Raw genomic sequence first — 18,288 nt, forward strand, 5'->3', positions numbered from 1 at the left:
CTTTATTCAAGATTTTTTAATCTACGATATAGAGCGGCCTGACTCACTCCTGTAATCTGACATATTTCCTTTGGTTCTGTTGCAAAGTTTTCTAAACTAAGCTACACTTTCGGAAAAGAAAACGAGGAGAATCACAGATGAGATATTTTAAAGGAAAACAATTCAAAAAAGATATTATTTTAGTAGCTGTCGGCTACTACTGCCGTTTTTCTTTAAGCTATCGTGATGTATCTGAAATCTTAAAAGAACGTGGTGTTTCAGTTCATCCTACAACCATCATGCGCTGGGTTCATGAATATGGTAACTTGATCTATCAAATATGGAAGAAGAAAAAGAAGCACGTACACTTATCTTGGAAACTAGATGAAACCTATATAAAAGTCAAAGGAAAATGGTGTTATTTATATCGAGCAATTGATAAAGAGGGACAAACACTTGATATTCAACTTCGTCAAAAACGAGACACACAAGCAGCATATGCTTTTATGAAAAAACTAGCTCGAACTTTTGGAGAACCAACGGTTCTGACGACAGATAAGGCTCCTTCTTTAGCTTCCGCATTCAAAAAATTAAAGGAGATAGGTCTTTACAAAAATACCTTTCATCGTACAATAAAGTACCTCAATAATATCATCGAGCAAGATCATCGACATGTGAAACGTCGATTTTCCCGTTCCTTAGGCTTTCAAAGTCTTCGCCATGCCTCAAAGGTATAGAAACTGTTCATGCCATATACAAGCAAAAGCGAAGTCTTCAACCAAACTTCGTTTTTTCGACGTATAACGCATTACATGAATTATTAATAGTTTCATAAAACTGGTCCGCAATATTCCCCATCTCTTTATGTCTTCGGAAACTTTGCAACAGAACCCTTATAAATATCTGCGTAAGCAATCTTTAATTGCTCACGTAATTGCCTGTTCCCACCTTCCAACTTCTTGAGACGGCGTTGTAGCTACATAATATACGAACTAGACTAAATATGTAAGCTACTGTTTATATTTCTAACATCTATAAAAAGAGAGGATATTCGTCCCTATATTGAACGAACAGTCCTCTCTTCATAATACTCTAATCAATGTACGTTTAGACACAATTTGGACGAAAATTAGCCGATTCCTTAACGTACAGGGAATCGGCTAATTTTTTACATAATCTTTGCTGATGACTGAATCCTGAATCATATACCATTATCGTATGTTTACTCTTCAATATCCTACTTTATTTATTTTAGATTTTTATAATGTGCAATTCTTTTTACAATTACATATACTTAAAAGTCTTTCGATTTGTTTTTGGATGGTAAGACATTTTGCTCCATTTTTTCATAAAGTTTAAGTAATTCTTTGATAAATGTAATTTTCGGTGTTAACCAATACGAAAATAATGCTGAAATACTTCCTAATAAAGCCCCCGTTACGACATCGAAAGGATAATGAACGCCTACCCAGATACGAGAGATAGCTACACAGAATGCAAGCACAAGCCATAACCATCCAGCCTTTTTACGAACAAGCCAAAATGAAAAGCAAATTGAAAAAAATAGAATCGTATGGTCACTAGGAAATGAATTATCTACTGCATGATCGACAAGTTTATTAACATCAGGTAATACTGCAAATGGTTGATAATTCAAATGAAATTTTCCTGCGAGTTTTCCAATTATCTCAGCAGTCACAAAAGCAATCATCGCTTGAACAATCATCATTCTATTTTGATTAGATCGAGTAAACCAATACACTACAATAATTAAAGCTAAGAAATACACCATATATTCTGCCAAAAATATCATGGTTGAGTTTAGAAACGAATATTGTTTACCTAAATCATTGATAGCTCGAAAAGCATCAATATTTAATTGAGAAAAAGACATTTTCAAATCTCTCCTTAATTGCGTATATTTCTATAGTTTTTCGTTGTTTTTCAAACCTTAGGTAGTTTCAAATATTACATTCCTCAGTGAATATCTACCCTTTTAAAATATGTAATTACTGCTATTAATCCAATGAAAGATGTTGCAAAAATAACAATATAGGAATATTCGGGAGGGTAAGTGGGAAGAAGCGTATTTCTTGAAATATCTCCTGCTGCTTGCCATGGAAACAATCCTCTATGTTTTGAATTTGTCGTCATTAAGTTTAATAAGACTATTACAATCGTAAATACCATAGTTGGTACATAACTCTTTAATACAATTGTTATAAATATGGCTGGTGTTGATAGAATGAAAAGAAATGCCCCACCTATAAGAAGTCGTTTTAAGGAATTTATTAATAATAATGAATTAAGACCTTTAAACTGTCCTAATAGACCGAAAATGACAGTTAGTCCCCAAGCAACCAAAATTAAGAGCATAATCCATAAGAATAAGACTATTAATTTGCTTATAAGGAATTTAATGCGTGATACAGGAATAGTTAATAAATTTTTTAATGTGTCTTCTGCATATTCACGATTAAAAAGATAAGCGGTGATGACTCCAAATAGGGGGACTCCAATCACTACAACAGTATACAAAGTGACTTCATTAAACAGTTGTTCAAACACAATAGTTGGAGTAGGATGTTTTGTTTTTATGCTTATATATGAAGCTACTACTACCATAAAAGGTGCTACCGTTGCCCCCATAATACTAATCAAAAGCATATAAGACCGTTTTAATTTTAATAGTTCTGTGTATAATAAATTAACCAATTGTTCCATCCCCAACCAATTTGGTGAAGTAATCTTCCAATTTATCCTCGCTCATCATAATTTTTAATACTTCAATATCGTTTTGGACAAACGCTTTATTAATCTTTCCTTGTTGCCCAAAATGAGAATAGATACGAATGTTTCCTTCATTATGAACCTCATAATCTGAGATATGAAATTGACTTTCTAACAGCATCGCAGCTTTATTGTCATTATTTACTTGGAATTCTAAGTATTGACGATTTGTTTTTCGAAGTGTATCAAGAGCAACTTCCTCTAATAGTTTTCCTTCGTGAATAATCCCCATATAATCGACTAATTGTTCGATTTCAGCTAAAATGTGGCTAGAAATTAATATCGTTATATTTCTTTCCATCGCTAAAGATTTAATTAGCTTTCGCATTTCTTTAATACCAATTGGGTCTAAGCCGTTAGTCGGTTCATCTAATATTAATAATTCAGGATAATTGAGAAGAGATCTTGCAATTCCCAACCGTTGCTTCATTCCTAAAGAGTATTTTCCTACCCGTTTTTTCGTTTCATGTTGTAGTCCCACAATTTCTAATACCTCTTCAATCGCATTTTTCTTATGCAATCCGATAATTTTAGCATTAATTAATAAATTCTCCTTTGCGGTTAGATTTTCATAAAAACCAGGAACTTCAACAATTGAACCTATTCTTCTTAAAATTTCCTTCTGATTTTTCGCTAAATATTCACCGAATATTTCGATTTTTCCACTTGTAGGTTTTATTAATCCTAATAACATTCGGATAGTAGTTGTTTTACCCGCACCATTTCGGCCAATAAATCCATAAATCTGTCCCTGATGTACATTTAAATTCAAGTTATCAACTGATTTCTGGTTACCATATAACTTCGTTAAATTTACGGTTTTTATTATTGTACTCATGTGAAAATACCAACTTTCTTGTGTGTCTATAATTTTATTATGGGAAAAAATTTTTAAATGGGGTTTAACTATTTCTTAACTATTTCTTAATTAAGAAGTAGAAGAATACCTATTAAAAAAAAGGATCTGTTTATCTAAAGATGGGTATCACCACATCTCCATCAACTTAAGATCACATAATACCCCCAAAACGAAAATTTTGTGCCTTTTATAGCAACAAAGTTCATTTTTTTCGTTTTTGGGGCCCTTCAAAATGTTAGCTTGATGGGCATGGGGTGCCATTAACAAAACTCGGATTGTATACGATATCCGTGTTTTATCGGCAGGACACCATAAAGAAAAGACACCCTAAGGTGCCTTCCTCCGAGTTGAACCACTCTACTTTTACTAATATATGAGTATTGGACTTCCAGTCAAATGTTATTATTGGTTTATCGGTTTTCTGAACCCAATAAATGCGCTACTAATTAAAGCTAATGCTATAAATGAAAAACCGATTGGTATTAGATAAAATGTTTCGATAAGAGTACCATTTGGTGCAACTGTAGATCCGATGATATTTTGGCTAACTAAACACCCGATTCCTATAAGTAAAGATAGTAAAGTTAAAATATATTTTTTCATTTTAAAACCTCCATATTTAAATGATTTCTTTATGTACACTATTAATATTGCTCATTAAATATAATATTGTTATACATTCGTTACTATCTAAATACATGACAAAAAGCTTACAAATATGTAAGGAAACGAAGCGTTCACTGGAGAACAGCTATTTATTCCACGTTTTTGTTTTTTTTAGAAGGGGGCCTGGGGAAGAGTTCCCCAGTGGGTTTGGGCAAAGCCCAAGGTCTGTATTCGGCCTGCCGAATCGGGGTACAGCCGGATAAGACTAATGAAATCATTTTTTTGAAAGTAAACTAATTTTTAAAAGTGCTTTAACTTGATGTTGATGTGACGGAACCTCAAGTATGTAGAAATTTAAAAAAGTCCCTTCATAATGCTAAAGGGACTTTGCTCACACAAATGATCTGCACATCAATTCATCTTTGATATACAGATCATTTGTATGATAATTTTTATAAATAATTGCGGAATAATGAACTTACATTACTGCTTTTAAAAGCTCTCCTACTAATGGGATGATTCCACCTAAGAATGATAAAACTGCCGTTGCGATTGTCATATTATTTCCTCCTCTTTTTTCGTATTAAGATATGATAATTTTGGTTCTGTTGCAAAGTTTTTTAAACTAAGCTATATTCTAGAAAAATGAGACGAGGAGAATGACAGATGGGATATTTTAAAGGAAAACAATTCAAACAAGACATTATTTTAGTAGCCGTCGGCTACTATTGTCGTTTTTCTTTAAGCTATCGCGTTGTATCTGAAATCCTGAAGGAACGTGGTGTTTCGGTTCATCCGACAACCATCATGCGCTGGGTTCATGAATATGGCAACTTGATCTACCAAATTTGGAAGAAGAAAAATAAAAACGTACAATTGTCTTGGAAATTGGATGAGACTTTTGTAAAAGTCAAAGGGGAATGGCGTTACCTATATCGTGCGATTGATAAAGAGGGTTACACATTAGATATTCAACTGCGTAAAAAGCGAGATCATCAGGCCGCATATGGCTTTATGAAAAGATTAGTGAAAAAGTTTGGAGAACCAACGGTTCTAACAACAGACAAAGCTCCAGCATTACTTTGTACGTTTAACAAATTAAGGGAACAAGGCTTTTATAAACATACAACTCATTGCACAATCAAGCATTTGAATAATCTCATAGAACAAGACCATAGACATGTAAAGCGACGTTTTGCCAAATCCGCAGGATTTCAAAGTCTTCGCCATGCTTCACGTACCTTGAAAGGAATCGAAACGATTCATGCCATACATAAACGAAAACGCAGTTTGCAACCAAACTGCGTTTTTTCAACATACAATGAATTACAGCAATTACTTAGAATTGTATAAAATCCATCTGTAATCAGCCCAATTTTTTATCTATTAAGAAACTTTGCAACAGAACCTAGTTATTTATAAGAGCGCGTCATATTTAAACCTATATCTTGATGCAATTTCGCATATCCAAATAAAGGGAATCGATATGCAGAGTGTGATTAAATTATATTAATAATATTTAATTTATATTAACTATTTTTTGTGGATTAAAATAGTTATTTTTTAACCTTATATATCAAGTTGCAACTGTTATAGTTACTTGTATAAAATCAAACAATAATTTTTGTAGTATAATATTTTCATTTTCGTTAATGCTCAATATTGAATTTTTTTGATATAATCGAAAAAATTCTGCTATTTACGCATTGGAAGTTTAATGATTTAATAAAAACATAACTGGTATGACCACTAAGGAAGGAAAAGATTACGCTAATATAAGTTCGGTAAAGTTATGAGTAACATTATTTTTATTGTATTACCTTAATAATGTGATAATAAGTCTCGAAAACAGTCTATAATCACAAAATTATTGCATTTATAAATAAAATTAATGAAAGACTTTTGTAACATTTATGAAAGTGTATTGAAAGATACTTAAACTAAGATAAATATAGCAAAAGTGATTTTATAGAAATGATGAAAGAAAGGAAGAGATAACATGAATCATACGAAAAAAAAGGAAGGGATTGGTTTTTTGAAAATCCAGAAAAATAATAAAGGAATAAAATTACTAGCATGTTTATCAATTGGCTTATGCACTTTTAATTATTCTTCTATTTCTTTCGCTGAAACACCTAAAAGTAATTCAGCTGATGCAACAAAAAAAGCTATTAACATTGATACTGGTATAGCAAATCTTAAGTATAATAATCAAGAGGTTTTAGCAGTAAATGGTGATAAAGTAGAGAGTTTTGTTCCGAAAGAAAGTACAAATTCAAATGGTAAATTTGTAGTAGTTGAACGTGAGAAAAAATCACTTACAACTTCACCAGTGGATATTTCGATTATTGATTCTGTGGCTAATCGTACTTATCCAGGAGCAGTACAACTTGCAAATAAATCTTTTGCGGATAATCAACCTAGTTTATTAGTGGCTAAGAGAAAACCTTTGAATATTAGTATAGACTTACCTGGCATGAGAAAAGACAATACAATTACTGTCCAAAATCCTACATATGGTAATGTGTCTGGAGCAGTAGATGAATTAGTATCTACTTGGAATGAAAAGTATTCAAAAACACATACGTTACCTGCAAGAATGCAGTATACAGAATCTATGGTGTATAGTAAATCTCAAATAGCAAGTGCTCTTAATGTTAACGCTAAATACCTTGACAATTCACTGAATATTGACTTTAATGCTGTTGCAAATGGAGAGAAAAAAGTAATGGTTGCGGCATATAAGCAAATCTTTTATACCGTAAGTGCAGAACTACCTAACAATCCATCAGATCTTTTTGATAATAGTGTTACTTTTGATGAGTTAACTCGTAAAGGGGTAAGTAATGCGGCTCCGCCTGTTATGGTGTCAAATGTAGCTTATGGTAGAACAGTTTATGTGAAATTAGAAACATCATCTAAGAGCAAAGATGTACAAACTGCTTTTAAAGCCTTAATTAAGGGTCAAGGCGTTGAAGCGAGTGGACAGTACAAAGATATTTTTGAAGACAGTACCTTTACCGCTGTAGTATTAGGCGGAGATGCAAAAGAGCATAACAAGGTTGTTACAAAAGATTTTAATGAAATCCGAAATATCATTAAAGATAATGCAGAATTAAGTTCTAAAAATCCAGCATACCCAATTTCATATACAAGCACTTTCTTAAAAGATAACGCAACTGCTGCTGTTCATAACAATACAGATTATATTGAGACTACAACTACAGAATATTCTAGTGCTAAAATGACGCTTGATCATACTGGTGGATATGTTGCTCAATTTGATGTATCTTGGGATGAATTCTCTTATGATCAAAATGGAAAAGAAGTACTAACCCATAAAACTTGGGAAGGAAACGGCAGAGACAGAACTGCTCATTTCAATACAGTCATACCACTTCCACCGAATTCAAAAAATGTAAAAGTCGTAGCAAGAGAATGTACAGGTCTTGCATGGGAATGGTGGAGAACAATTATTAATGAACAAAATGTTCCATTAACAAATGAAATGAAAGTTTCAATTGGAGGAACAACATTATATCCAAGTGCTAATATTAGTCATTAATTAAAGCCTAATATATGTCCGAAGCGCCCTGTTTACAGGGCGCTTTTTTACTTGGTCGCAAGTATATCGGCGTTTTTTAAAATATATCATACTCATCTAATTGAAGAGTCAACATGCTATTTTAAGTAAAGAAAAAACGCCCAAAAAGGCGGTTTACTTTTATATTGGGGTAGCACGCACATTTTAACCTTTTTATACGCTAAGGGATTCTCAAAACTCAATATTGCCTATTTCAATTGAGACTTTGATTTAGAGATGGGTTTTGAGACATATTTAAAGTTATTTTTAGCATATTCTAGGTTCAATTTCATTTGTCTCAAATACCGAGGTTTCTGAGACTTTTTTATTTATTATCTGCTGTTCCATAAACAATGTTTTAGATTATAAAATAGGGTACTAAGCTTTCGGTATGAAAGCATACATCCCTGAATCATAATTTTTATGGAAGTGAAAACGGAAGCCCTAAAGTAGTAACTTTATAATAAATAAAATTTACTCTTTATGTTTTGTTAGACCTTCTGATAAACATTCGATCATCTTTTTCATCATCTTCGAAAAAGTCGGTTCTCCAATCTCTTGTCGATGTAATGGAATAAGTATGGTTGTTCGAAAAAGGCCAATAAGTACTTCGGGATCATCTTCCGTAACACCTTTTTTCTGTAAAAATTTCACAAATTCCAAAGAACTATTTAAATCTTCCTTTGCATGTTTATCTAGAAGTTCCTTAGGAAGTCTTTTCACAATTCGATCATATTCACCTCTTTGATAAAGACTTTGTAAAAATGGGTTTTGTTCTATAGTTTTAAAAGATAATTCAAAGAAACGAATTAAAAGTTCTTTTGGAGGTAGAGACTCACACATAATTTCTGAAATAATTGTATTTTTTACTTCTTCCTCTTTTCGCAATACTGCGTAAAACAACTCTTCTTTTGATGAATAATATGAATAAAAAGAACCCTTTGCGATTCCACATGCATTTACTATGTCATCAATACTAGTTTTAGAGAATCCATATTGAATAAACAGTTCTTTACTCTTAAAGAGAAGATTCTCATGTATCTGTTTTCTCTGCTCAGATGAAATTCTTGCCATAATGTATCCCCGCCTGTTTTTATTTGACTATTTATAGACATTTAGTCAAATATCTGATAGGTTTATTTTATTGAATTATTTGCATTTTGTAAATACATAAATGTTAGCTGTGATAAAAGGTCAGATTATACTAAATAAAGGGGAAAAGACATGGCAACAAAAAATAATATATTAATTCATGGATTTGTTGCACCGGGATTTGAACTGGTAAAGGATGAGTTCATTAGAAACTTTAGTGAGAGAGGGGAAGTTGGAGCGGCCTTTTCTGTATACATTAATAATGAAGCAGTCGTTGATTTATGGGGTGGATATCGAGATCGACAAACTCGTGCGGAATGGGAAAAAGATACACTTGTTCAAGTGTTTTCAGCTACAAAAGGTTTTGCTGCATTGGCTTTAAGTTTAGCGCATTCTAGAGGCTACATTAACTATGATGAAAAAGTGTGTTCATATTGGCCTGAGTTTGCTCAGAATGGAAAAGACAAAATAACCGTTAGACAGCTTCTAGCACATCAAGCTGGATTGTCACCTCTCAATGAACTTAAAATTGATATGTTAGAAGATTTAGATACCCCTCGTCTATCAAATTCCCTTGCTGCAAGCAAACCTGCTTGGGAGGTTGGGAAAATTCAAGGCTATCATGCCTGGACAATTGGAACCTTAATTGGAGAACTGATTAAAAGAACAGATCCTAAACATCGGACCCTAAAAGATTTCTTTCAAGAAGAAATAGCAGAACCACTAAAAGCAGAGTTTTATATTGGTCTTCCTAAAGATATTTCTGAAGAGAAAATAACAACTATTGAAGGAATAAATCACCCCATTCAGTTACTTAAGGGGATGACAAAGCTACCTATAAAAATGTTACTTGGTTTTCTTAATACAAAGTCATTAGTAGCTAGAAGTTTAGTAGATCCAAAAAAATTCGTAGCAAATGATAATTTTAATCATCGTCCTATTTTATCTATAGAATTCCCTTCAGGAAATGGTGTGGGGCAAGTAAGAGCAATGGCAAAAATTTATGGTGCTTTTGCTAGTGGTGCAAAAACTCTCGGATTAAGGGAAGAAACAATAAATGAATTAAGGAAAAGAGCTATCCCTCCGACATCAGGGTATTATGATTATGTGAATTGTATAAACATAGCCTATTCTTTGGGATTTTGGAAACACTTTTCAGATATGAAATTCGGGCGAAGTGAAAGCTCTTTTGGTCACCCAGGCGCAGGAGGATCATTCTGTTTTGCCGATCCAGATGAAAAGTTAGGTTATGCTTATGCGATGAACAAACATGGATTTGGCATGGCCAATGAACCAAGAGAACTTGCACTAAGAAAATCCTTATACAGTTGCCTCTGAAAAAATAAAAATACGTGAAAATAGTTAGGGATATTTTCATTTTGTACGGTTGTTGGCTATGAATAGTGGAATAAATATTAAGTATTCAACAGTTTAAATAGAGCGAGGCATCTTTTTATTTTAAGAAAAAAGATGCCTCGCTTTATGCCGAAATTCGCTTAGCGTATATTTTCGTTAAAATGTGGGCGGTACGCCTATATACATTGATACCGCTAAGTCGTTTACTACGAGCAGAATACTTCATTCCTTTCTTTTTTTCTCTTACAGTTTGATCTTGTAATCGTTTTTGTTGTTGTTCTTTTGTTAGTCGATGAACAAACACACGAGTTGGGACTTTATCAGTCATTCCTACATAAGCGTTGGATATTTCACATGTTTGTCCTGGTTGAAGAGAGTTCATTAAAACCTCCATATCTATCTGGATATACTCTGTACCTTTCTTGATTCTGCCATATTGAAAATAATCAGGGTTAGGATTTTTTTGATAAATACGTGTATTTGATTTGATACGTGAGATATAATAGGGGTCACCATACATGCCCATAAAGTTAAAATCTCATACCACCCCCAGAACGAAAATTTTGTGCATTTTGCTCGTATTTATTGTTTTGGGATAACTCGTTCTTTTAGCTTGATAGCGATGTGGCGGTCCTCCTATGTGAAAGCATCTTTTATTTATTCTTATAAATATCTATGTATTTCATTATGAAGTGTTTTCACACGCTCTTTATAGAATATGCCTTTATCCTCTATTTTCAGTTGCGCTATAAACAGATTTGCAAGCATTACCGCTGTATCAAGCTGATAAAATAAGCTGACAATACGAGGAATAGATTCAAAGGTATCTTTATTCTTATATCCATCTTTAAATTCATACCAATCAATTTCATTAGTTTCAGCTATCCTCATAAGTTCTAACAGCGGGTGACCAATTAGAGCATTATCCCAATCAACCAACGCCTTAACTTCTCCATTATATCCAATTAGATTTGCTGTTCGAATGTCCATATGTAATAATTTCCTTGCATGATCTGCTTGTTTAAGAATCTGTTCGATTATCAATATATCAGGAAATTTAATATCGCAATGTGTAATTTTATTAAATCCTTCTACTCTTTTTACGAGACGTTCAGCTATATACTTGCTAGATGGTTTTCTAGTCCTATGTTGGTAATTTAAATCTTCAATTGGCATACTGTGGAGCTTGTTAACTACTTCTCCTATTTTGTACGCAGAAATTGGAATATGATCAGTAGCCAGGTAATCTGAAATTAAAAAATCGAGTTCCGTAGAAAGATGCAATCCGTGAATCTCTGGTACTGGAATGTCTTTAGAATTAAAAAACTTAGAAAGCTCCGCTTCCTTTTGTAACGAAATTCGACTATTAAACAACTCTTCATTTATATTTTTCACTTCACGTTCCCAAGGTACTCGAAATGCTAAAGGTCCTTTTTCCGAATTCCCTCGGAACACAATGTTTTGTACTCCATTTCCTACTACTTTTAACTCCTGAACAGCCAATTCTTTATATTCTCGATTCAATATAGTTTTTAATTTCGCTCTTAATTCTTCTGTTTTCGAACGTATATTAACCATTTTATCCCCCGATTCGCAAGTTATTTACAACCTGTAATAGCATCTCTGACTAGTCTTCCAGATGTATTTTCCTTCATTTTAATACATTTGTTTTTTCATATTTCCAATCGTAATAAAGCTAGCAAATATTAAGATAGAAAATAAAAGTAGAATATTATTCACTCCCATATGAGTTATTAAAATACCAGTCAATAGAGCAGATGATATCTTAACAAATGATGCTAGAATTGTTCTTAAGCCTATTACCCTGCCAATATATTCTATTGTAGTATTCAACTGTATTAACGTTTGCACAATAATTAAGTGCGACATGGTAAATAGCCCCATTATAAATATACAAATAACGGCCGTTGTTTTATAATCATTCAAATATAATAAAAAAGAAGAGGTTGCCATACCCATCATCGTAATAAAAATAACTTTATGTTTAAACTTTTTTAAAAAATAGATAGCAATCAATCCTGCTATAATTCCTCCTACTGAAAATGCTATCTCAAATATTGAGTAGAGTCCGCTACCTCCTTCAAACTGTTCTGCAAGAGGTAATAATAAGGTTGTTGTCATTTGTATACTGATGCTATTTAAAATGGATAAAAACAGTAAGTATTTCATACCTTCTGTTTGATTAATAAAATGCCATCCCGATATTAATTCTGCAAGATAGGATATTCTTGTAGTTTTAAATTTTTTAGGGCTCATTCTTTTTATGGAAGAAAAGAAAATAGCCGCAACTAAAAATGTTACAGAATTAATAAAGAAACTGGTAGCTAAAGAAAATTTAACTAGAAATAACCCAGATATACCAGTTCCCACTATTAATGCTGCTTCACTTAATGAAGATGCTTTTGATATGACAAATGGTATATCATGGTTACAGAATGCTTCCTTGATAAATGCAGAAGATGCAGGTTTATAAACGGTGTAGCAAACTGCTAATAAGAATTGCATAATGTAAAAAACAAATACTGATTCAAATTTTATGAAAATAAGAATTGCCATGATTAAAACAAGTACAAATCGAATACTATCTGTTAGAACAACAATATTTTTAGAATCATGATGATCTACATAAACAGACACAAAAGGTGTTAAAATGACACTTGGTATATAATAAATAGCGATCATTAATCCGATAGAAGTTGATTGTCCTGTTAAATGAAAAATATACCATAGCAAAGCAATTTGCTGAATTCCATCCCCAAATCCGGTAATGCTAACCCCTAATAAATATTTCAATTTATTACTCATAAAATTACCCCTTATATAATAGTTACTTTCATTTTAGGTGCATCACTTCAACAGAGTAAATTACAACTTAATTATCTTTATTTATAATTTATTCTTATAGGGGTCACCATACATCACTATCAAGATAATATAAATTTGTATCCATAAAACGAAAAAAACGCTATTCTTTTTGTAGAAATATACAGAAAGGATGGCGTATTTGTTATGAATTTATCGATTTTTGATGAGTTAGAATTGTTTTCTAAAGAGCTGCAACGATATATGTCACCTGATGCTTTAGAGCAATTAGCTAGAAATGCAGGATTTGTGAAACGAAAAAGTAAATACCGCGCACAAGATTTAGTGGCCCTATGTATTTGGTTAAGTCAAAACATAGCTCATACTTCATTGACACAATTATGTAGTCGATTAGAAGCTAACACAAGCATTTCTATGAGTCCAGAAGGACTCAATCAACGCTTTAATTCTCAGGCTGTTCAGTTTTTACAACAACTTTTAGCACATTTACTTCACCAACAATTTTGTTCTTCTAGCAAGATCCCAACTTTGTATAGAAATTATTTTCGGCGTATTCGTGTATTGGATTCTACACATTTTCAGATTCCGGATAAATTCACTTCCAAATATCAAGGCTCAGGTGGAAGTGGTCAAAATGCTGGCGTGAAAATTCAATTAGAGTATGATTTACTAAGTGGTCAGTTTCTACATGTTGATGTAGGATCAGGAAAGCACAATGATAAAACGTATGGTTCTACTTGTTTAACGTCCCTTCAACCGAACGATGTATGTATACGTGATTTAGGATACTTCGACTTAAAAGACTTACATACTATAGAAGAGTGTAATGCTTATTTTATTTCAAGATTAAAGCTCAATACACGTATATATCAGAAGAATAAAGAGCCTGAATACTTTCAAAATGGAACAATAAAAACATACTAAGATTAGTAGTGCAGACCAAGGCATTGGTTCGCACTACTATTTTTTATATAGTACAAGTGAAGAAAGGGTCGTGGGTGCTTTGGGATTCTGAATCCGTAAAAAAAACTGACCTTCTTCACTTACCTTATTTGAATCAGTTTTTAGTATGTTGGTCCTCGAGATCGTGTATAAGAAATGGGAATCGATAAGTGTAAGATGAAGACTTCAACTTTACGTCAGGAGGAACTTTATGAGACACGTAATTGCATTTGATATTAGTATGGGTAAAAGTTATATGGTAATTTATAATGCACAAAAACAATGTATCTTTGAAAAAGAAATCAAACATTCAAAGTCTGAATTTGAAGAGCTACAAAAAAAGATACATGAGCTTACCAATGAAACTGGAAAATCACCTGAAATTGTGTTCGAAGCAACGGGTATTTATTCTAGACAGCTAGAAAGATTTATGCAAGATAACCAATATACATATTGTCTATTAAACCCCTTAGAAGCAAAATTACAATGTGATTCCTTACGGATTCATAAAACGGACCGAAGTGATGCACATCGACTAGCCATTACTCATTTTACAGTTACCCGAAGGGTATCTCATGGAACGAACCACTTATTCCATCAGTTAAAATCTCTTTCGAGATTTTATAGCGAACTGGATGGAGAATTATCGATGATTCGTAGTCGTATACACAAAGTAATTCAATTAACATTTCCTGAATTAGAAAAAATGTTCACTAGTAAATCGGATTTATTTTTAAATTTTGTTCAACTATTTCCCCATCCAGATTGTGTTTTAAGTCTTTCTAAAACAATCATAAAAAATCGTATTCGTGCCAATACCAATAAAAAAATATCAACTATTATGGCAGAGAAAAAGGCAATTCAAATACTTGAAATAGCGAAAAATTCCTATCCAGCCGTTTCTCAAAATGATGTCCTGTGTGACCAACTCAAAGTATACGCAAGACGTTATCAAGAACTTCTTCATCAAAAGGAACGTTGCATTAACAATATGGTACATCTAGCCGAACAACGTGCAGAATATAGTATCATTTTGAGCCTTCCTGGAATTGGGCCAAATACGGCTGTACGCTTAATGGCTGAAATAGGAGATATTATTCGTTTTGCGAATAACAAGCAATTGAATGCGTATGCCGGTATTGATATACGTCGCTTTCAATCAGGTAAAACTTTTTATAAAGATAAAATTAATAAACGTGGAAATAAACATTTACGAAAACTACTTTTCCTGATTATCCAAAACATGATTAAACAACGACGTTACGGGCGAAATCACATTATAGAGTACTACGATAAATTAAAAACGCAACCATATAACAAATGTCATAAAGTTGCGTCCATTGCGTGTGTAAATAAGTTACTGAAGCTTCTCTTTCATCTTATTACACACGATATACACTATGATTATCGGTTAACCGCCTAACATCATAGTTTCATTCATCATATCATATCTCCCCCTAGTAAAAAAACGAATCCATATTAGGGGTATTTAGTATGCGTTATACGTGGATACATGTGTGATATGGATTTTTGATACTCAATCCATCAAAAATCTATAAATACAGGTTGACTAATCGTAAGAAAAGCACTCTGAGTATATCCAACTAGATATGGAGCAATTCATTGACCAATTACAGTCAGGGGAAACATATGAAATTCCTGAGATTTATATTGCAATGTATCAAAAACTTCCTGCAAGACTTATCCTGTATAAATTAACTGAAACACAAATGAAACGTAGGCAAAAGGATTTAGCATCTAAAGAACATAAGAAGCAAATTACCTATACAGAACGCAGTAAGCGGCTTAGCGCAATTAACTTTTATATTACGAATATCCCTTCGGAATACCTACCAAAGGAACAAGTATACGATTTTTACTCCTTACGATGGCAAATTGGCGTGTCCAGATAAGGACACATTATCTAGTTGGTGAAAGTCCAATCGGGAGAATAGACTCCACTCCCGTAGCCTGAGAGGCACCATGAAGTGAAAGCGACATGGCGAAGTCCTCTGACATCACATGCAAAAGGCATGTGGGCAAATCTCCAGGTTGTAACGTACAGTGAACGTAGACGTAGCCTCGTTACACGCAATTCCGGTGGCTGAGACGGTCGATAACGTGCGAAAGCAGCAAGAACTGATCGAAACGAGTCTGGAACGGCAGTTCTCACCGGCGGGATATCAGCGGCGACATGGAGAGAAAGATAATGTGGAAACTGGAGAAGCCCTCGACACCCGATGAAGAAACCTCATCGAGGAGACCGTCTCTATAACCGCGATCGGGAAGTGAGAACGGTAGGTGTCAGGGTGGCGGAGAGATCTGCGTGCAGCAAAACGCGCGGGGAGGGAAGGGTCCGAACCTGTAAATATTTCGTACGACCAAAGGAGGCAAGGGTGCCATGACAAAAACACCTATTACTTTGCAGGAACTAAGGCGACGAAAGCGTAGTATCGGATGGCAGAGATGGAGTAATGAATATCTCTATGTTGTACTGGGGCTCTACTGGGACTGGAAAGTCCATTCCCTTAAAAGCGCAGAGGGATACCGATGAAAGTGTCTGCGATTTGATAGGTCTCATAACCCTTTTGATGAAGTTTACGGGGTGAGCTGCTTGAGGGGAAAACCTCACGAGCAGTTCTTATGGGGAGGAGCTGGAAACGGGTCATAACCGATACCGCGCCAATTCTTTACCCGACAACTTATCTTTAAAACATGGAAATCATTTTTTCGTATTCATCACTGTAATTCTGTAAAATTAGAACGACTAGAGTGTCATTTATATGGACAATTAATAAGTATTCTTCTTTGCTCCTCCACCATGTTTCAAATGCGCCAATTACTCTTCATCAAGAAGAAACGAGAATTAAGCGAATATAAAACGATTTATATTATAAAAGATTATTTTCTACTTATTTATCAATCTTTACAAAAAGACACCCAGGAATTAACAAAAATATTGTTTCGTCTGTTCAATCTCTTACAGAAAAACGGACGAAAATCCCATAGGTATGAGAAGAAAACAGTATTTGATATCTTAGGTGTCGTCTACAGCTTTTCTATGTCTCATAATCATGTAGCGTAATCGAAAAAATTGAGACCCGATAAGGTTTATTTGGTATGCAAATTTTTAAAGAACTTACACTAGATCTTTAGAAAAAAGAAAGAATCTCACGTTACATTAAACTTGTATAGGCTTAGCTTGATGGGCATGGGGTAATAGGCCCAGATCGTAAAAGGCTATTCCATCACCTCTTCAAAGCGTAACTACAATAAGGACAAGCCAGTTTTGGCTTGTCCTTGTTCCATGCCGCCCGGCGAATTCAAACGGCAATCACACAAAGCCGCTATTCGCCCTAGATCTATCACCCCTGCCACAACGCAGGCTTTGTCACCATGAACCATAACATCGCCATTAAAAGAACAATGTAAATCCAAACAGAACGCTGCAACAATTGAATCAAGGCGTCCTTGTCTTGGCCCGTTTCGCTGAATTTCCGAATGGTCGGCGAAAAGGCGCGGGCCAGGAAAAATAATGAACTCGCCATGAGAATAAGGGTCATCACTATCCAAGGGGTCTTCCAAGTCCAAGGGCCCGCCAGTACAAGCAGAACCCCGGATGCAACCAGCACATGCCCGGCATGCTTGGCCAGCCTGACCGAAAATCGGAATACATCCAGATAAGCCTGCTGTGTTCGGGCCTCTGAAGCCCGCAGTTTTTTGATGAGCGGAAGCAATACAAAAAACGGGCCGATGGATAAGATTACACTGAAAATATGTACATACAGAAGCAGTCGATACAACATGTCCATCCTTATATCACATTAACCTTCGATGGGACGGAACTCATGAACCCAAACTCTCATATTTGGCAGCCACGGCATGCCAGGGTGAAGAGACAGGATAGATTGCTTATATTCCTCCACATTCGCATAGCCTTCTTGACGGGCATGCTCATCAGTCAATTCGCCAAGTGACTGCGAATAGACCTTCTCCACAACATACCGGTGACCTTGAAGCTCCATCACTTCCCCGACATCCGCATATCTCCCGTTGCGGCGAGTAGCCGTTTTCTGTCCTGCAAGCACTTTTTCAATGTCCTCCTGAATCGTGATGAGACGTTCAATCGTACATGTTTTTGGCGGTAAAGCGTTCGTTTCATTTTGGTTTGTCATCTGGGTCACTCTCCTTTTTTCATTTAAGCATAAGCCCACTTTATCATATAAAAAAATTATTC

14 protein-coding genes and 5 pseudogenes are annotated in these 18,288 nt (G+C 34.3%); 9 read left to right on the forward strand and 10 right to left on the reverse strand.

All coding sequences use genetic code 11. From position 1 onward, the window contains the following. Positions 1 to 137: 137 nt before the first annotated feature. A protein-coding gene (locus tag MHH45_RS00150) for an IS6 family transposase (protein WP_375337748.1) occupies positions 138 to 814 on the forward strand; the annotation gives its coding sequence in 2 pieces (ribosomal slippage) (positions 138 to 672 and positions 672 to 814; 678 coding nt in all). A gap of 459 nt (positions 815 to 1,273) precedes the next feature. Here the strand turns inward: MHH45_RS00150 and MHH45_RS00155 are convergent. The 4 genes from MHH45_RS00155 to MHH45_RS00170 form a co-directional block, all read right to left on the reverse strand. Continuing rightward, positions 1,274 to 1,873, reverse strand: a complete 600-nt coding sequence (locus tag MHH45_RS00155; RefSeq protein WP_016115616.1) for an undecaprenyl-diphosphatase — start codon at positions 1,871 to 1,873, stop codon at positions 1,274 to 1,276. A gap of 83 nt (positions 1,874 to 1,956) precedes the next feature. Next, the gene (locus tag MHH45_RS00160; protein WP_016115615.1) at positions 1,957 to 2,694 is read right to left on the reverse strand and encodes an ABC transporter permease; all 738 of its coding nucleotides are present in this window, start codon (positions 2,692 to 2,694) and stop codon (positions 1,957 to 1,959) included. Continuing rightward, positions 2,687 to 3,607: an ABC transporter ATP-binding protein gene (locus MHH45_RS00165; RefSeq protein ID WP_088094726.1), complete on the reverse strand. Its 921-nt coding sequence runs from the start codon at positions 3,605 to 3,607 to the stop codon at positions 2,687 to 2,689. Before MHH45_RS00165 ends, MHH45_RS00160 begins: the two co-directional genes overlap by 8 nt. Before the next feature lie 423 nt (positions 3,608 to 4,030). After that, positions 4,031 to 4,231 (reverse strand): DUF3955 domain-containing protein, encoded by a 201-nt coding sequence (locus tag MHH45_RS00170; protein WP_016115613.1) that lies wholly within the window; start codon positions 4,229 to 4,231, stop codon positions 4,031 to 4,033. A gap of 669 nt (positions 4,232 to 4,900) precedes the next feature. On the opposite strand from MHH45_RS00170, the gene MHH45_RS00175 reads away from it, so the two are divergent. Both MHH45_RS00175 and MHH45_RS00180 read left to right on the forward strand, forming a co-directional pair. Continuing rightward, positions 4,901 to 5,587, forward strand: a complete 687-nt coding sequence (locus MHH45_RS00175) for an IS6 family transposase (RefSeq protein ID WP_016131757.1) — start codon at positions 4,901 to 4,903, stop codon at positions 5,585 to 5,587. Positions 5,588 to 6,260: 673 nt separating this feature from the next. Then, a complete protein-coding gene (locus tag MHH45_RS00180) occupies positions 6,261 to 7,799 on the forward strand; it encodes a thiol-activated cytolysin family protein (protein WP_340863369.1) in 1,539 nt (512 codons plus the stop codon). Positions 7,800 to 8,291: 492 nt separating this feature from the next. Here the strand turns inward: MHH45_RS00180 and MHH45_RS00185 are convergent, their stop codons facing one another. Next, entirely contained in the window at positions 8,292 to 8,891 is a 600-nt protein-coding gene (locus MHH45_RS00185; RefSeq protein ID WP_016115611.1) for a TetR/AcrR family transcriptional regulator, read from the reverse strand. 150 nt (positions 8,892 to 9,041) lie between these two features. Here MHH45_RS00185 and MHH45_RS00190 point away from each other — a divergent pair, with 150 nt between their 5' ends. After that, entirely contained in the window at positions 9,042 to 10,247 is a 1,206-nt protein-coding gene (locus tag MHH45_RS00190) for a serine hydrolase domain-containing protein (protein ID WP_016115610.1), read from the forward strand. Between the two features lie 196 nt (positions 10,248 to 10,443). Here the strand turns inward: MHH45_RS00190 and MHH45_RS00195 are convergent. The 3 genes and pseudogenes from MHH45_RS00195 to MHH45_RS00205 form a co-directional block, all read right to left on the reverse strand. Beyond that, positions 10,444 to 10,770: pseudogene (locus MHH45_RS00195) on the reverse strand (IS4 family transposase); the annotation flags it as partial. A 158-nt stretch (positions 10,771 to 10,928) separates the two neighbouring features. Beyond that, the gene (locus MHH45_RS00200) at positions 10,929 to 11,843 is read right to left on the reverse strand and encodes a phosphotransferase family protein (RefSeq protein ID WP_088094706.1); all 915 of its coding nucleotides are present in this window, start codon (positions 11,841 to 11,843) and stop codon (positions 10,929 to 10,931) included. A 78-nt stretch (positions 11,844 to 11,921) separates the two neighbouring features. Then, positions 11,922 to 13,091 carry an MFS transporter gene (locus tag MHH45_RS00205; protein WP_016115607.1) on the reverse strand — a complete coding sequence of 390 codons (1,170 nt, stop codon included), beginning with the start codon at positions 13,089 to 13,091 and terminating at the stop codon, positions 11,922 to 11,924. A 204-nt stretch (positions 13,092 to 13,295) separates the two neighbouring features. Here MHH45_RS00205 and MHH45_RS00210 point away from each other — a divergent pair. From MHH45_RS00210 to MHH45_RS00225, 5 genes and pseudogenes are all read left to right on the forward strand, one after another. Next, a pseudogene (locus MHH45_RS00210) lies at positions 13,296 to 14,024 on the forward strand (IS4 family transposase); the annotation flags it as partial. A gap of 238 nt (positions 14,025 to 14,262) precedes the next feature. Then, entirely contained in the window at positions 14,263 to 15,474 is a 1,212-nt protein-coding gene (locus MHH45_RS00215) for an IS110 family transposase (RefSeq protein WP_016115604.1), read from the forward strand. Positions 15,475 to 15,631: 157 nt separating this feature from the next. Next, positions 15,632 to 15,949 (forward strand): annotated as a pseudogene (locus tag MHH45_RS00220) (transposase); the annotation flags it as partial. Between the two features lie 536 nt (positions 15,950 to 16,485). Continuing rightward, positions 16,486 to 16,605: pseudogene (locus MHH45_RS27910) on the forward strand (group II intron maturase-specific domain-containing protein); the annotation flags it as partial. Between the two features lie 144 nt (positions 16,606 to 16,749). Next, positions 16,750 to 17,136: pseudogene (locus MHH45_RS00225) on the forward strand (IS4 family transposase); the annotation flags it as partial. A 280-nt stretch (positions 17,137 to 17,416) separates the two neighbouring features. On the opposite strand, the gene MHH45_RS00230 reads toward MHH45_RS00225, so the two are convergent. Further along, a complete protein-coding gene (locus MHH45_RS00230) occupies positions 17,417 to 17,857 on the reverse strand; it encodes a DUF2269 family protein (RefSeq protein WP_016115602.1) in 441 nt (146 codons plus the stop codon). Between the two features lie 18 nt (positions 17,858 to 17,875). Continuing rightward, on the reverse strand, positions 17,876 to 18,226 hold the full coding sequence (locus MHH45_RS00235) for an ASCH domain-containing protein (protein WP_016115601.1): 351 nt from the start codon (positions 18,224 to 18,226) through the stop codon (positions 17,876 to 17,878). Positions 18,227 to 18,288 lie beyond the last annotated feature (62 nt).

The organism is Bacillus sp. FSL K6-0042, from assembly GCF_038006685.1.
GTDB lineage: Bacteria > Bacillota > Bacilli > Bacillales > Bacillaceae_G > Bacillus_A > Bacillus_A pseudomycoides.

Coding starts and splice junctions, on each gene's coding strand:
- MHH45_RS00185 (WP_016115611.1), bottom strand. CDS start 8,891: ATGGCAAGAATTTCATCTGAGCAGAGAAAACAGATACATGAGAATCTT.
- MHH45_RS00170 (WP_016115613.1), bottom strand. CDS start 4,231: ATGAAAAAATATATTTTAACTTTACTATCTTTACTTATAGGAATCGGG.
- MHH45_RS00215 (WP_016115604.1), top strand. CDS start 14,263: ATGAGACACGTAATTGCATTTGATATTAGTATGGGTAAAAGTTATATG.
- MHH45_RS00155 (WP_016115616.1), bottom strand. CDS start 1,873: ATGTCTTTTTCTCAATTAAATATTGATGCTTTTCGAGCTATCAATGAT.
- MHH45_RS00200 (WP_088094706.1), bottom strand. CDS start 11,843: ATGGTTAATATACGTTCGAAAACAGAAGAATTAAGAGCGAAATTAAAA.
- MHH45_RS00165 (WP_088094726.1), bottom strand. CDS start 3,607: ATGAGTACAATAATAAAAACCGTAAATTTAACGAAGTTATATGGTAAC.
- MHH45_RS00190 (WP_016115610.1), top strand. CDS start 9,042: ATGGCAACAAAAAATAATATATTAATTCATGGATTTGTTGCACCGGGA.
- MHH45_RS00235 (WP_016115601.1), bottom strand. CDS start 18,226: ATGACAAACCAAAATGAAACGAACGCTTTACCGCCAAAAACATGTACG.
- MHH45_RS00175 (WP_016131757.1), top strand. CDS start 4,901: ATGGGATATTTTAAAGGAAAACAATTCAAACAAGACATTATTTTAGTA.
- MHH45_RS00230 (WP_016115602.1), bottom strand. CDS start 17,857: ATGTTGTATCGACTGCTTCTGTATGTACATATTTTCAGTGTAATCTTA.
- MHH45_RS00205 (WP_016115607.1), bottom strand. CDS start 13,091: ATGAGTAATAAATTGAAATATTTATTAGGGGTTAGCATTACCGGATTT.